This is a genomic window from Tenacibaculum ascidiaceicola (assembly GCF_047470925.1).
Lineage (GTDB): Bacteria > Bacteroidota > Bacteroidia > Flavobacteriales > Flavobacteriaceae > Polaribacter > Polaribacter discolor.
Genome location: NZ_JAZKJP010000008.1, coordinates 125,606 through 139,533, shown reverse-complemented (window position 1 = coordinate 139,533; position 13,928 = coordinate 125,606). Strand labels below are relative to the sequence as shown.

Here is a 13,928-nt window from a genome sequence, read left to right as displayed (position 1 = left end):
TAAATTTTTGTCGCAAATATATCATTTTATTAATTAATTTGATATGTTTTTTATATTGACACTACTACAGCTATAACTGAAATTAAAAACAAAAAGGCTGTTAAAGCGACTGGAAAAAAATAATGCTTCAGATCAACAATAGTAGCTTTACTCATATCCTTTTTATGTACATAAACCTTTATCGTTTCTCCTTCCATGCAATGCATTTTAAACATGTGCTTTTTAGCATCGCTATTCTCCGTTCGTTCATACAATTCACCTCTTACAGTATAATTATATGTTATTTTTGCAGTTGGTACTCTAGTTTTTATTCCTATAACTTCATACTTTACATCAACAACCTTTCCCTTAACTACTTCTCCAAACTTAAAAAGAAGGTAATTACGTAATGTATAAACAAATACTACAAGAGACAAAACGCTAGTTATAACTACAAATATCATATTGTTTATTTTTTTAATAACTTACTTCCTATAGCGCATTGTAAACAACATTTCTTTGCGCAATAATTATTTTTAAGCTCTAATAAAGCTTGAGATTCAAATGCATTATTTACTTTAATTTTTAACTCCAAAAACTTACTTATAATCGAATTATTTTCTGGTTTCAACTCTTTTATTAATTGTAACAAACCTTCTTGATCAACCTCTCCTCTAGCCTGTTCATAAACAAACTTTAAAGGAATAATCGTATTAATAATTAACAAGTCAATAAATGACTTCGAAAGTCTTTTATCCGTTTTTTTAGATGCTGTTTCAAATGTATAATGTGTTTTCCAAAAGTCATTTACTTCACCTGTAAATAAGTCATAAAAGCTCTCTACTTTGTTTACATCTATTAATCTTGAAAATAAGTTTTGATACTTGTTATATAAAGCTATTAATTGAGCTATTCTAATCGTAGGAAAGTTATTCGGCCGCATTCTAAAAAACTGAAATCTATGCTTAGCTACTGGTTCTAACCTATATTTATGCCTTATGTAAGCATATTCTTTTTGTAGTTGTAGATAATAAGCCTCCTCTAGTTCTTGCTCTAAGAATCCAGCTTGCCCAAACAATAAAGCTGATAATTGTTCTTCATTGAATCGAACTTTACGCAACACAGAAAAATCAAATGATTGTGCTAGCTGCAGAAATGCTTCTCTATTTACTTTTAATCCGAAGTTTTTAGCTAATAGCTGAAACAATACAGCCTCAAAGTTGTTATTGGATTTTTGCAATAATTCTTTTATTACAACCGATTTGTTTTCCAGTCGTTCAAAGTATAAACGTTCTAACCAGTTATTCAATATAAAAGAACTAGTTTCAGCTATTTGCTTTTCACATGGAATCCATCGCTGCTCTTTTAAAAACAGTTTTTTATAGTTTGCCAATACTTCTTTTTGAACAAAACTTTGTAATTCTACTGTCGGAATCGGATGATTATTTTTCATAAACACATCAGAATCATGCTCCCATACAACATGTAAAATAACCGCATCGTAATTCACATCTTTTTCATGATGATGTGCATACCAATCTGATGATTTTATATGAATTTCAACATTTCCAACCCATAACTGCTCATCAATTTTTAATTTTGCATTTAGAAAATCAGGTCCTGAATTTGTATTATAACTTCCAGAATCTATAACCTCAACGACTTCTCTTTTTACTGATATTAAATTTGTACTGTTAAATAATTTGTATTGCCACAAAAAGTGTAAAAATTCTTCTTTCATATGCTTTCTTTTTCATTCTCAATGTACAAAATATTTCTATGACACTATCAATATTAATTATTCGAAGTATTTTTGGGCAACTTTTTATTCCTCTATTTTTGCTAAAAAAGTTACTGTAGGGAAATCTACAAAGTAATTAAGTGAAGGAATATATTAATTTCAAGACAAATCTTGAAGTATTATAACTCTCAAGTATTTGAGAACAAAAATTAAAACCACATGAATAGTATAGAAAATTTACAATGGCGATACGCTGTTAAAAAATTTGACGAACATAAATTTCTTTCTGAAGAACAAATCAATATTTTAAAAGAAGCTTTTAATTTAACTGCTACTTCTTATGGATTACAACCTGTAAAAATGGTTGTGGTTAAAAACAAAGATTTACAACAACAATTGGTAGCACATTCTTGGAATCAACACCAAGTTGCACAGGCTTCTCATTTATTGGTATTATGTACCCCTAAAGAACTTACTACTAAAGATGTTGAGAGCTATTTTAAATTAGTAAAAGACATTAGAAACACACCCGATGAAATTTTAAATCCGTTCAAAGAGTTTTTAACTAACGATATAGAAAGTAAATCTCCTGAAGTATTATTCCATTGGATGAAAAACCAAGCATATATTGCTTTAGGAAATCTAATGACAGTTGCTGCTAATGAAAAAATTGACAGTTGCCCTATGGAAGGTTTTGTTCCTGAAAAATATGATGAAATTTTAGAGTTAGATAAATACAACTTACAATCAGTTTTAGTATTACCTGTTGGTTTTAGAGCAGAAGATGACTACATGAAAGACTTAAAAAAAGTTCGTAGAAAAACCGAAGAAGTAGTTATTGAGCTTTCTTAGACAATGCTAATTATGAATTACGAATGATAATTTTAGTACATTCGTAATTCATAATTTAACTATATGCAACCATTACATATACTACTCCTTATTTTAGCCTATTTTGGTGTATTAATTCTTATCTCATACATCACAGGTAAATCGGCAAATAATCAAACATTTTTTAAAGCAAACAACTCATCACCTTGGTATTTAGTTGCCTTTGGCATGATTGGAGCATCACTATCTGGAGTTACCTTTATTTCGGTTCCTGGCTGGGTTGAAGGTGACAAAATGAGTTACATGCAAATGGTTCTAGGGTATGTATTAGGTTATGCCGTTATTGGATTGGTACTACTTCCACTCTATTATCGATTAAATTTAACTTCAATTTACACCTATTTAGAAGGACGCTTTGGTAGGTATTCGTATAAAACTGGGGCTTCTTTTTTCTTACTTTCAAGAACTATTGGTGCTGCCTTTCGCTTATTTTTAGTGGCAAATGTATTACAGTTAATTTTGTTTGATGCTTATGGAATTCCGTTTTGGGTAACGGTAACAATTACCATTTTACTTATATGGCTATATACTTTTAAAGGAGGTATAAAAACTATTGTATGGACAGACACTTTACAAACGTTATTCATGTTAATTGCTGTTGGAGTTTGTATTGTAATGATAAAAGATGAAATGCAAATTGACAATTTGTTTTCGTATGTAACAGACAATAGCTTATCTAAAACTTTCTTTTTTGACGATGTAAAAGCTGGTAATTATTTCTGGAAACAATTCTTTTCAGGTGCTTTTATTTCAATTGTAATGACAGGTTTAGATCAAGACATGATGCAAAAAAACTTGACTTGCCGCAATTTAAAAGATGCTCAAAAAAACATGTTTTGGTTTACCATTGTGCTAGTCATTGTTAACTTCTTCTTCTTAGCTTTAGGAATCTTGTTAACTGATTACGCTACAGCAAATGAACTAAACGCTCATAAAGACAACTTATTCCCTACTATAGCAATGAGTGGTGATTTAGGACTGGCTACTTCTCTATTCTTTTTACTTGGTTTAATTGCAGCTGCTTATTCTAGTGCAGATAGTGCTTTAACTTCGTTAACTACGTCCTTTAGTATTGATATTTTAGAAATTGACAAAAAAGATAATGAAGAAGAAAGGGAAAAGACACGAAAGAAAATCCATGTACTATTCTCTTTTATTTTAGTCGCTACCATCTTAATTTTTAAGTATTTTATTGCTAACGAGAGTGTAATTGCTAAAATATTTCAGTTTGCTGGTTATACTTACGGGCCTTTATTAGGTTTGTACGCCTTCGGATTATTTACCAAGCTAAATATAAAAGATAAGTTAGTTCCTATAATTTGTTTGATTGCTCCAGTTTTAACTTATGTTATTAGTTTTTACAGCAAGGAAAAGTTTGGGTTTGATTTTGGATTCTTTGTATTGATATTAAACGGGTTCTTAACTTTCTTGGGATTACTTTTGATAAGTAATAATAAACAAAGTAAATCAGCTATTCTCCCTATAATTATGTCTCTTCTTGGTTTTCTAAGAGCTATATTAAATGGATTTGAAGACTGGAGAGCTATACTATTCCTAATTTTAGGATTTACTTGGCTTAGTATTATTATCTCTAGATTTAAAAGCAAGCATAATGCCTAAAAAAGGAAAAGCAAAAAACACGGTAAACAAAGCGAAACATACTCGCTTAATGAAACAAAAAGAAAACAAACTTCGTTTGGAAAAACAACGTACTAAAGAACGTTTAAAAGCCATTATTAAAAAAGTTAACGAACAAAAAGAAAATGACAGCACAACAGATAGTTAAAAAATTCAATTTAACAGAGCATCCCGAAGGTGGTTTTTACAAAGAAACATACAGAAGCAACGGAATAATTAAAAATGAGCAATTAAGTTCTAATTTTATCGGTGATAGAAATTACAGTACTTGCATTTATTTTTTATTGACTTCTGAAAAATTCTCTGCTTTTCATAAAATCAATCAAGATGAAATTTGGCATTTTTATAAAGGAAGTACCTTAAAACTACATATGATTTCTCCTGAAGGAAGCTACTCTTTTGTTTTGATTGGAAATAATATAGAAAATGATGAACAACCACAGTTTGTGGTCCCTGCTGGTTATTGGTTTGCTGCTGAAGTTAGTAAAGAAAACTCATACGCTTTTACAGGTTGTACCGTTGCTCCTGGGTTTGACTTTAAGGATTTTGTATTACCTAGAAGAGAAGAACTCATACAATTGTTTCCACAACATAAAGAAACCATAATAAAATTAACTCACTTTTAATACTTACTTTCTAAAAGAAAAACTATTTTTATCTCCTTTATTTAACAAATCAAATTACTATTATGAATAAGAAATTTTTATTATCAATTGCTTTTACTATTCTAACATCTTCTTTAATCTTTTCCCAAAAAATAAAATTAAAAAAAGGAAAAATATTAGTAGACGGAAAAGAAATTTTAAAATATGAAAAAAGAGGTTTTGGTACCGAAATAACTTTTTACTCTCTTGATAATAATGATGAAGTAGCTAATATGTTTCAAGAAGACAACGGTACTCATAACTATCTTGACGATGATTATAAAAAAATGTTTTTCGCCAAAGATGAAATATGGGTTGAATCAAGTAGAGTAAGAGCTAGAGGCTGGAAATACATGGTAAAGCTTTTGCTTGAAAATAATGTCTTAGACAATGAAGGCAACATTAATTCTAAGAACTTAAAAAAGTTTGCAAAAAAATACGATGAAAACATAACTAATAGAACTGTACGCTTCTAAAATTATTTAACATAAAACCTGAGTTTTTGACTCAGGTTTTATGTTGTTAGATATTTATAACCTTTCTGATACTTACATAAACGCTATCTGTAAGCCCATCAATACAAATATTGCACCTGATACTTTGTTTAGTCTAACTCCTATTTTTTCGTTCTCTTTAATTTTAGTTGAAAATGATCCTGCAAATGATGTTAAAACTAAATACCAAACAGTAGTCATCGTTGCATAAATTACTCCCAAAACAATAAAAGGAACTGGATTTTCTATTTCTGTTGGACTTATAAACTGCGGAAAAAAAGCTATAAAGAATAATGCAACTTTCGGGTTTAATATATTTGTAACAAATCCTGATGTAAAACTACTTTTTGCTGAATCTTTCTTTTGTTCTTCATTTGTATCAGCTATCAATCCTTTTTTAGACATCACTTTTGCTACTCCTAAATAAATTAAATAAGCAGCTCCTAAATACTTAATCAATGCAAAAAATATCGCTGACTTCGCTACCATAATAGACAAGCCTAATGCTCCAAACAAAGTATGCACTAAAGCCCCAGTATTTAGACCAAAACTAGTATATACACCAGACCTTCGTCCTTGGCTAATTGACTTATTAATTAAAAAAACAGTTTCTATTCCTGGTGTTAACACAAAAAGAACAGTTGCTACTAAAAATGCGATAAAATTCTCAATTCCCATTTCTTTACTTTTTAAAAATGATTACAAAGTTTTTTTATGCAAAGCAACTGCGGTTCTCTTTATTAAAAAATACTTATTTTTGACTGATTAATGCAAAAAACGCATTAAAATGACATTTCAACAGATTCGATATTTTTTAACGTTAGCAGAAGAGTTACATTTTTGGAAAACAGCAGAGAAAGTTTACACCTCTCAATCGTCATTGAGTAGGCAAATTCAGTCTTTAGAAGAAGAATTAGGTGTTACTTTATTTGAGCGAGATAAAAGAAATGTAAAACTTACAGAAGCTGGTGTATTCCTTAAGAAAAAATGGGACGTTTTATTAGACGAGTTTGATCGTACACATCAGCATGCTAAAAAAATTGACGAAGGTTCTTCTGGGCTTGTTAGTATTGCCTACCCCGGTTCTATCTCTTATAACTATTTACCTGAGTTACTCAAAATATTTTCAGAAGAGAAACCTGATTTAAAAGTAGAACTTATGGAGCCTACTGATATTACTCTTGAAAAACTACTTTCTAGTTATCAAATAGATTTTGCTTTTAGCAGAAATGAAGTTTTAAATGCTTCTATTTTATCTGAAAGACTATATGCTGAACCTGTTTGTCTTGTAGTTCCAAAAGATCATTGGATAACGGAAGATTCTTTTATAGATTTAAGAGATGTAAAAGATGAAAAGTTTATTCTTTCAGGTTTACATCATACAACTTATTTTTCTTCGTTGTTACGCAATATTTTTAATACTTACGGTTTTGAACCCCAAACTCATATTGAATCTGATTTTGGTAGCATGATTTTAAATTTAATTGGTAGAGGTTTGGGTATTTCTATTTTACCTTACTCGTATCAGTTTTCTTTAAATACCAATCTTCGTTTTATCACACTACCAGAAAGTACCGAACTATACATTAATTGGCGTAAAAATGACAATAGAAAGATTATTAAAAACGTTATTGACTATTCGGTAAAACTAGGTAAAAACTATAACCAGAAATTCATATAGAATCAACCAACTTAAAATTGTTAAACCACATTTATATTGAGTGTTTATTTTTAAATAACTTTTTTTAATATAAATTGTAAGAAAGGGAAATATAATTCGTTATTAATACAATAAAATAACAATCCGATGAATAAAATAACAATTGTCATCTTTTTTCTAATAGGCTTAAGCACTACTTATGCCCAAGATTGGCAAACAGATTTTTTAAAAGCAAAAGAAATAGCTTCGCAAGAAAATAAACCTATCATCCTTGTTTTTCAAGGGTCAGATTGGTGCATTCCATGTATGAAGCTGAATAAAGAAGTTTGGAACACAAACACTTTTAAAGAGTATGCAAAAGAACATTATGTAATGTTACAAGCAGATTTTCCTAGAAAAAAGAAAAATAAATTATCTAAAGAACAACAGAACACCAATGCAAAACTGTTTGAAACTTATAACAAGAAAGGTTTCTTCCCTTTAGTTGTAGTATTAGATAAAGATGGAAAAGTATTGGGTGAAACAGGATATAAAAAAACAACTCCAGTATCATATATTGACGAATTAAATGCTTTCATTAAATAAAACAGTCTCTTTTCTTCTACTGTTTTTAGTAATTACTAGTTATAATTACGGTCAACAAACATATCAACGTACTCTCAAACTAATGGGTAGTCGTTTTGACATTACAGTAGTTGCAAATGATTCGGCATTAGCAAACAAAAATATTGATATTGCCGTATCTGAAATTACAAGAATTGAAAAACTAATTTCTTCTTGGGATATTAACTCACAAACATCAAAAATTAACAAGAATGCAGGTATTAAACCTGTTGTCGTTGATTCAGAACTATTTAAACTTATTAAAAGAGCAATCTCTATCTCAAAATTAACCGATGGTGCTTTTGATATTAGTTATGCTTCAATGGACCGAATATGGAAGTTTGATGGTAGTATGACAAAAATGCCTCCTCTTAATAAGATAAGTGCTTCTGTAGCTAAAGTTGGGTTCCAAAATATTATACTAGACAAAAGTAAAAATACTGTCTTTTTAAAAGAAAAGGGAATGAAAATTGGCTTTGGTGCTATTGGAAAAGGATACGCTGCAGATAAAGCCAAAACATTGCTTATTTCTAAAGGTGTTTCTGCTGGTATTATCAATGCTTCAGGCGATATGAATACTTGGGGAAGTAAACCTGATGGTAAACCTTGGAAAGTTGCTATTACCAACCCTTTAAACAAGAACAAAGTATTTGCTCTTTTCCCTTTAATTAATAGTGCTGTAGTTACTTCTGGAAATTATGAGAAATTCGTAAATTTAAACGGAAAAAGATATACCCATATTATTGATCCCAGAACAGGGTATCCTTCTAGCGGAATTATTAGTGTTACTGTTTTTGCTCCTAAAGCAGAACTAGCAGACGCCTTAGCTACATCAATCTTTGTAATGGGGAAAAATGTTGGTATAAACAGAGTTAATCAATTACCAAAAGTTGAATGCATTATTATTGATGATAAAGGTGAAATTTCAACCTCAAAAAATATAACGATAGACAAAATATGAAAAAATTAATAGTTGCTAGTATAAGTATTTTCTTCTGCACAAGCTGTGTGGCTGTAAAAGAATACGAAAAAATAAATATCAACGATCCTGACATGGCACTTACGGAAAAAAAATGTGATCGCTATGTAACCACTATGCATTCATATAGAGAAGCAGCTTCTGGAGCTAATGGAGGTAAAACAGGAGGCGGTTGCGGCTGCAATTAATTTGTTAAATTTTTTAATAATTATAATTTGAAATATTTTTTATCAATAACTTTTTTGTTTACATCATTCTTTAGCTTCTCTCAACAAGCTAAAGACTCAGTTAAGGTGTACAAAAAACGTGTTTTAGAAACTACCGAAGTAGATTTTTTAACAAGCTATTATAGCCAAGATGGTGATAATGCTGCAGTAAGTGGAGGTGTTGGTACGGAGGAATTAACCGACATAACTGCTAACATTATTGTTTCTATTCCTTTAAATGATGATGATGTACTAACTTTAGACACAGGTATTTCTGCCTATACCTCAGCTTCTTCAAGTAATGTAAATCCTTTTGATAAAGGTACTGCTGACCCTTTTCAAGCATCTACAGGAGCCTCAAGTTCAGATTTATGGTTTAATTTTACAGGAAATTATAGCCATAGTTCTGATGACAGAAACCAAATTTGGGCAGCAAAAGCCTCGGTTTCTTCAGAGTTTGATTACTCCTCAATAGGTTTCGGTGGAAGTTACACGAGACTTTTTAATGAAAAAAACACTGAACTTAGTATTAGTGCTAACATATACTTAGATACTTGGAAAACTATTTACCCTTATGAATTAAGACCTTTTTTTGATGGAGGTGATGGTATAAATGATGCGTTATTTATCCAAAATACAGTTACAGGAAACCCTAATTACAATCCTATTTTTAATGATTTTTCTGATAAAGGCAGGAACTCTTATTCCTTTGGGCTAGGTTTTTCTCAAATTTTACATAAAAACGTACAGGGTTCATTAGCTTTTGATCTTACTAAGCAAAGTGGCTTACTTTCTACTCCTTTCCAAAGAGTGTATTTTAGTGATATAGACGATTCGTTTATTGACAACTTTCAATTAGCAGATGCTAACGAAAAACTACCAAACAATAGGCTTAAAATTGCCTTAGGTGGTAGACTAAATTGGTACTTGAACGAGTTACTTACAATTCGAACTTTTTATCGTTACTATTTTGACGATTGGGGAATTAACTCTCATACAGCAAGTATTGAAATTCCTGTAAAGATTACAGATAAGTTTACATTATACCCTTCATACCGATTTTATAACCAAACTGCGGCAGATTATTTTGCAGCTTACGAAAAACATTTGTCTACAAACAATTTTTATACCTCAGACTATGATCTTTCAAAATATTCTTCTAATCAATTTGGTTTTGGTGTTTCTTATACTGATATATTTTCAAAAGCACATATATGGAAGTTTGGACTAAAAAGCATTGATGTGAAGTTTTATAAATACGACAGAAATACAACTTTTAACTCAAGTTTAATTACGGCAGGGTTTAAGTTTATTATGGACTAATAAAATTCTCATAAAATAAAGGCCTCGAATTATAATTCGAGGCCTTTATTTTTAACACAGAAGTTATATCCAATAAGAGTTTTAACCAAAACTCTATCTAAATCTTAAATCATAAGATATTCCTAAGGTGTATAGTAAAAAATATTCGCCGCGATCAAAACTTTTTTCTTCTCGTAAAATATTTACTGATACTTTCCAAGCATGCTTTTTACTTTTAGATGTAAATGCATATTCACCACTAATTTTTTGTGTTTTTAAATCAAAAACAACCGTTTGCTCTGTATTTACAGGAAATCTGTCAATTTCTGGAGAGAATCCTGCCCCTACTGCAACGCCAAAATAGTTATCAGCGTCACTATAATATCTACGATAGGTTAGTGTAACGGATTTACTTGTACCATTATCATTAGGTGTAAAATAAGGTCTTAATGACCAGTAACTATTTCCTGTATACCAACCTACAGATCCTGTATAAATAGTTGTTGTTTCAGAAAATTTTAATCCTCTAAAACCTAAAGAAACTTCTAAGCCAAGTGGTAACGACTTATATAATTCTACTCCATAACGCACTTTAGGAAATAAACTAGAATTTGAAAAACCTGCACTCACGTACGCATATAAACCATCTGTTATTCTTGGGTATAAGTCTACTTCATATTGTAAATTATCTGTATCAAAACGTCTTGAGTAGTTTATTTTAGCTATAATACTACCATATTTTGTTTGTCTTGTATAATTAAGTGTGCTGTAGTGAGATGCATCTCTTTCATTTTTATTATATAAAACTGTTGAATAACTCAATCCAACGCTATTAAAACGCAATGTATTGATTAAGCTTTCTTTGTAAGAAATTGCATTAGAATTGTTAGCATCAATACTAATTATTTTATCTAGAGTTATTAAAGCTTCTTCTGGGTTTTGCAGTTTTTCTTCTGACTTTGCTTTTAGGTATAATAAATCTGTATCGTCTGGAAAATATGATAATGCTTTTTTCACCAAGTCATTTGCTTTATATGGCAGTAAAGCGTACAACTCGTTTTTAATTGTTGCTATCCAATCATTTTTCCTTTTTGGATCTTTTTTCAACACATATTCAAACTCTTTTCTAGCCTCTTTATAGTTTCCATCCCAAGAATAAGTACTTGCCAAAAAGGAACGCACATCTAAATAATTTGGATATTTTGTTAAAATAAATCGTAAGGTATCTTGAGCTTCCTTTCGTTGTTTATTAAAAGCCATTTTTCTCGCTTTTTCAAAAGCTACATCAGGATCACCTTGAAATACTTTCTGTTGTGAAAAAACAGAGCATACAAACAAAGTTAACAGTATACAAAGGTGATACTTTATACTTTTTAGGATCATTCTTTTAATGCTTTTTCTAATTCTACATACTCTTTATTGTCTGGATATATTGTTAAGAGACTATCCATAATTTTTAATGCCTGATTTTTTTGTTTCAATCGTTGGTGTGCTTTTGCTAGCTTAAAACTTATGTCTGGATTTTTGACTTCATTTACATAAGCTTCTTTAGCTACAGCTATACTTTTACTTTCTTGACCAGACCACCAGTATAAATCTAACAAAGCAACATACGTATCATCATAAAACGGATGCCTTTCAACGGCATTTAACAAGAGTTTTTCTGCTTCTTTATATTCTCCATCCCAAGACAAAGTTCTAGCCTTTAAAATTCTTGCATCTGCATGATTTGGCATATTATTTAAGATGAAATCGCATAATAGTCTCGCTCCCGCCCTATCTCCATCAAAAGCCTTTGATCTTGCTATTAAAAACACCTCATCAAACGTTTTTCCTTCGGTTATTTCTCTTATACTTTTTTGTTCTTCTTGTGTAAATTGAATTTTGGTTTGCTTCTTTTCATAAATAACATCTGGATAAATTTTATCTTGCTGAGTTACATATTTATTGATTGCTTTAAACTCTTCAAAAGACTTTTTTACCTCGGTAAGTATTTTTCCATCATTAATTTTATGGGTATCGAAAGCTTCATCTATTTTATACAAATCTCCATCAGAAAGTAAATATTCTCCATCAATAAAATCTTTCAAACCTCCTTTGTAACGCATTAAGCCTATTTGATGAATATTTCTAAACCTTTTTGTAGTATCTAAACCTATTCCTACCCATGCAGTTTCTTTTAATGGTTCTAGCATATAGTTATTCGTTAAAAAGGAATAGAGACTCGGAACTACATCTAAATGAGAAGAAACAGATTTAAAGCGTTCCGCTTTTTTTAACATGGAACTATATATTAGCAACGGTACATGAAATCTACACAGTTTATCTTTTTGTTCTACCGGAATTAATCTGTGGTCACCCGTAATCACAAAAATTGTATTATCAAAATCTGCTCTTTCTTTATAACTCTCCATAAAGTTTTTTAGAGAGTTGTCACTGTAAAGTAGTGTTGCATAAATATCTTTTTTATTTTCTATTTCTCTTTTAGACACCCCAAAAACTCGTGATGTATTTAATATACTGTCTACTTTCTTTTTATAGGTCTCTTTCTCTGGAAACACAAAAGGTTCGTGATTACTAAGTGTTGCTATTACATCTAATCTAGGTTGCTTTTTATTTTTTATAGTGCTTAGTACTTTTTTAAACATTTCTGCATCTGAGTAGCCCCAAGAAAAACCATCTACTCCACCTGTTTTTACATATGATGGTCCATATTTATTTTCATCGACTATAAAATCAACGTTATTATATTCTAAAAAGTTAATGATTTTATCAAAGCTAGATTGGGTTCCTGTATAATACGATGTTGTATATCCGTTTGCTTTTAATATATTAAATAGCGATAGATGTGATGGTGTTTTGGGTATTTCTAAAAAACCTGTATCTCCAAAAGGTAACGATCCAAGTAGTGAAGGTAGTACCCCAAAGGTTCGACCGGTGTTACTAACAAAATTCTCCCAATATAACGATTGTGTTATTAGGTTGTCTAAATATGGAGTAAATCCGCTATATGAATTGCCATCTACAAACTCACTCCCTAATCCTTCCATTATAATTATAACTATATTAGGTTTTTGCAACTTTTTATTAAAAAAAGCTCCTAACACATCTTTTGTTTCTTCTGATAGTTTTAAAAAGGGATACTCTTTTATTTCTCCTGGTTGATAGCTGTATGTTTGTGCTTCGTCTAATTTAAATTTTAAAATATCTGTTGCTAAAAAACTTATTTTATTTTGATATTTAGCTTCATTAAATTCTAAACTAAAGAGCCTTAATAGTGCTGCCACTATTAGCAATCCTAGAGCTGTTTTTAGAAAAAGCTTTTCTGGTATTTTCTTTTTGAATAGGTATACAACTACTAAAAATAATAACGGAATTACTAGGAAAAGTAGATAGTTGACAACAGAAAACGATTCTGAAGATTCAATAGTTTTATAAATATCGTCATACGAATACCCTAAAAGATCTGCTCCTAAATTTAACAGAGTAGTTGTACTATATTTTACCAAAGAAAACTCTCCTATAACAAGAAGTACTCCTAGGGCTATGGCTGTTATTTCCGCTATTTTTTTATTTCCTAGCCCTACTAAATAATATATCGGCAAAAATAACACTCCTATTATTACAACTGTTATAAAAGCGTGTAATAGCTTATACGTAACAAGTTTTGTAACGTAAAAAATTGTATGTGTTTCTTTAAAACTAGCAAAAACCTCTACTACACCCAACAACCAAAACATTACTAATAATGCTGCAAGTACTTTTAAATATATTGATAGGCTTTTTTTCAT

At 30.3% G+C, this 13,928-nt stretch carries 15 protein-coding genes; 10 read left to right on the top strand and 5 right to left on the bottom strand.

The features are described from left to right. Positions 1-50: 50 nt before the first annotated feature. Both VBY68_RS09015 and VBY68_RS09010 read right to left on the bottom strand, forming a co-directional pair. Entirely contained in the window at positions 51-443 is a 393-nt protein-coding gene (locus VBY68_RS09015; RefSeq protein ID WP_121148286.1) for a DUF3592 domain-containing protein, read from the bottom strand. Between the two features lie 5 nt (positions 444-448). Further along, positions 449-1,720 carry a DUF2851 family protein gene (locus VBY68_RS09010; protein WP_415269525.1) on the bottom strand — a complete coding sequence of 424 codons (1,272 nt, stop codon included), beginning with the start codon at positions 1,718-1,720 and terminating at the stop codon, positions 449-451. Positions 1,721-1,939: 219 nt separating this feature from the next. On the opposite strand from VBY68_RS09010, the gene VBY68_RS09005 reads away from it, so the two are divergent. The 5 genes from VBY68_RS09005 to VBY68_RS08985 all read left to right on the top strand — a co-directional run bounded on the left by VBY68_RS09005 (position 1,940) and on the right by VBY68_RS08985 (position 5,369). After that, positions 1,940-2,572 (top strand): NAD(P)H-dependent oxidoreductase, encoded by a 633-nt coding sequence (locus VBY68_RS09005; RefSeq protein WP_099214044.1) that lies wholly within the window; start codon positions 1,940-1,942, stop codon positions 2,570-2,572. 63 nt (positions 2,573-2,635) lie between these two features. Next, a complete protein-coding gene (locus tag VBY68_RS09000) occupies positions 2,636-4,231 on the top strand; it encodes a sodium:solute symporter (RefSeq protein ID WP_415269524.1) in 1,596 nt (531 codons plus the stop codon). After that, the gene (locus VBY68_RS08995; protein WP_164723466.1) at positions 4,224-4,397 is read left to right on the top strand and encodes a hypothetical protein; all 174 of its coding nucleotides are present in this window, start codon (positions 4,224-4,226) and stop codon (positions 4,395-4,397) included. Before VBY68_RS09000 ends, VBY68_RS08995 begins: the two co-directional genes overlap by 8 nt. Beyond that, the gene (locus VBY68_RS08990) at positions 4,375-4,875 is read left to right on the top strand and encodes a cupin domain-containing protein (protein WP_415269523.1); all 501 of its coding nucleotides are present in this window, start codon (positions 4,375-4,377) and stop codon (positions 4,873-4,875) included. The genes VBY68_RS08995 and VBY68_RS08990 overlap by 23 nt, the downstream gene beginning before the upstream one ends. Before the next feature lie 62 nt (positions 4,876-4,937). Beyond that, positions 4,938-5,369, top strand: coding sequence for a hypothetical protein (locus VBY68_RS08985; RefSeq protein ID WP_099214040.1), 432 nt, complete (start codon positions 4,938-4,940; stop codon positions 5,367-5,369). Positions 5,370-5,441: 72 nt separating this feature from the next. Here the strand turns inward: VBY68_RS08985 and VBY68_RS08980 are convergent, their stop codons facing one another. Continuing rightward, on the bottom strand, positions 5,442-6,065 hold the full coding sequence (locus tag VBY68_RS08980) for a LysE family translocator (protein WP_099214039.1): 624 nt from the start codon (positions 6,063-6,065) through the stop codon (positions 5,442-5,444). Between the two features lie 109 nt (positions 6,066-6,174). Here VBY68_RS08980 and VBY68_RS08975 point away from each other — a divergent pair, with 109 nt between their 5' ends. The 5 genes from VBY68_RS08975 to VBY68_RS08955 all read left to right on the top strand — a co-directional run bounded on the left by VBY68_RS08975 (position 6,175) and on the right by VBY68_RS08955 (position 10,158). Next, positions 6,175-7,068, top strand: coding sequence for a LysR family transcriptional regulator (locus VBY68_RS08975; protein ID WP_415269522.1), 894 nt, complete (start codon positions 6,175-6,177; stop codon positions 7,066-7,068). A 126-nt stretch (positions 7,069-7,194) separates the two neighbouring features. Beyond that, the gene (locus VBY68_RS08970) at positions 7,195-7,632 is read left to right on the top strand and encodes a thioredoxin family protein (RefSeq protein ID WP_099214037.1); all 438 of its coding nucleotides are present in this window, start codon (positions 7,195-7,197) and stop codon (positions 7,630-7,632) included. After that, on the top strand, positions 7,616-8,611 hold the full coding sequence (locus VBY68_RS08965) for an FAD:protein FMN transferase (RefSeq protein WP_415269521.1): 996 nt from the start codon (positions 7,616-7,618) through the stop codon (positions 8,609-8,611). Before VBY68_RS08970 ends, VBY68_RS08965 begins: the two co-directional genes overlap by 17 nt. Beyond that, positions 8,608-8,817, top strand: a complete 210-nt coding sequence (locus VBY68_RS08960) for a DUF4266 domain-containing protein (RefSeq protein WP_099214035.1) — start codon at positions 8,608-8,610, stop codon at positions 8,815-8,817. Before VBY68_RS08965 ends, VBY68_RS08960 begins: the two co-directional genes overlap by 4 nt. Before the next feature lie 27 nt (positions 8,818-8,844). Next, entirely contained in the window at positions 8,845-10,158 is a 1,314-nt protein-coding gene (locus VBY68_RS08955) for a DUF3570 domain-containing protein (RefSeq protein WP_415269520.1), read from the top strand. A 93-nt stretch (positions 10,159-10,251) separates the two neighbouring features. Here the strand turns inward: VBY68_RS08955 and VBY68_RS08950 are convergent, their stop codons facing one another. Both VBY68_RS08950 and VBY68_RS08945 read right to left on the bottom strand, forming a co-directional pair. Then, entirely contained in the window at positions 10,252-11,397 is a 1,146-nt protein-coding gene (locus VBY68_RS08950; RefSeq protein WP_415269519.1) for a YaiO family outer membrane beta-barrel protein, read from the bottom strand. 119 nt (positions 11,398-11,516) lie between these two features. After that, complete coding sequence (locus VBY68_RS08945) at positions 11,517-13,928, bottom strand: sulfatase-like hydrolase/transferase (RefSeq protein ID WP_415269518.1); 2,412 nt, start codon at positions 13,926-13,928, stop codon at positions 11,517-11,519.

What these genes read in the sequence shown, in the direction of transcription:
- VBY68_RS08950 (WP_415269519.1), bottom strand. Translation starts at nt 11,397, where the DNA reads ATGGCTTTTAATAAACAACGAAAGGAAGCTCAAGATACCTTACGATTT.
- VBY68_RS08985 (WP_099214040.1), top strand. Translation starts at nt 4,938, where the DNA reads ATGAATAAGAAATTTTTATTATCAATTGCTTTTACTATTCTAACATCT.
- VBY68_RS09015 (WP_121148286.1), bottom strand. Translation starts at nt 443, where the DNA reads ATGATATTTGTAGTTATAACTAGCGTTTTGTCTCTTGTAGTATTTGTT.
- VBY68_RS08960 (WP_099214035.1), top strand. Translation starts at nt 8,608, where the DNA reads ATGAAAAAATTAATAGTTGCTAGTATAAGTATTTTCTTCTGCACAAGC.
- VBY68_RS08975 (WP_415269522.1), top strand. Translation starts at nt 6,175, where the DNA reads ATGACATTTCAACAGATTCGATATTTTTTAACGTTAGCAGAAGAGTTA.
- VBY68_RS08980 (WP_099214039.1), bottom strand. Translation starts at nt 6,065, where the DNA reads ATGGGAATTGAGAATTTTATCGCATTTTTAGTAGCAACTGTTCTTTTT.
- VBY68_RS08965 (WP_415269521.1), top strand. Translation starts at nt 7,616, where the DNA reads ATGCTTTCATTAAATAAAACAGTCTCTTTTCTTCTACTGTTTTTAGTA.
- VBY68_RS09005 (WP_099214044.1), top strand. Translation starts at nt 1,940, where the DNA reads ATGAATAGTATAGAAAATTTACAATGGCGATACGCTGTTAAAAAATTT.
- VBY68_RS09010 (WP_415269525.1), bottom strand. Translation starts at nt 1,720, where the DNA reads ATGAAAGAAGAATTTTTACACTTTTTGTGGCAATACAAATTATTTAAC.
- VBY68_RS09000 (WP_415269524.1), top strand. Translation starts at nt 2,636, where the DNA reads ATGCAACCATTACATATACTACTCCTTATTTTAGCCTATTTTGGTGTA.
- VBY68_RS08995 (WP_164723466.1), top strand. Translation starts at nt 4,224, where the DNA reads ATGCCTAAAAAAGGAAAAGCAAAAAACACGGTAAACAAAGCGAAACAT.
- VBY68_RS08990 (WP_415269523.1), top strand. Translation starts at nt 4,375, where the DNA reads ATGACAGCACAACAGATAGTTAAAAAATTCAATTTAACAGAGCATCCC.
- VBY68_RS08945 (WP_415269518.1), bottom strand. Translation starts at nt 13,928, where the DNA reads ATGAAAAAAAGCCTATCAATATATTTAAAAGTACTTGCAGCATTATTA.
- VBY68_RS08970 (WP_099214037.1), top strand. Translation starts at nt 7,195, where the DNA reads ATGAATAAAATAACAATTGTCATCTTTTTTCTAATAGGCTTAAGCACT.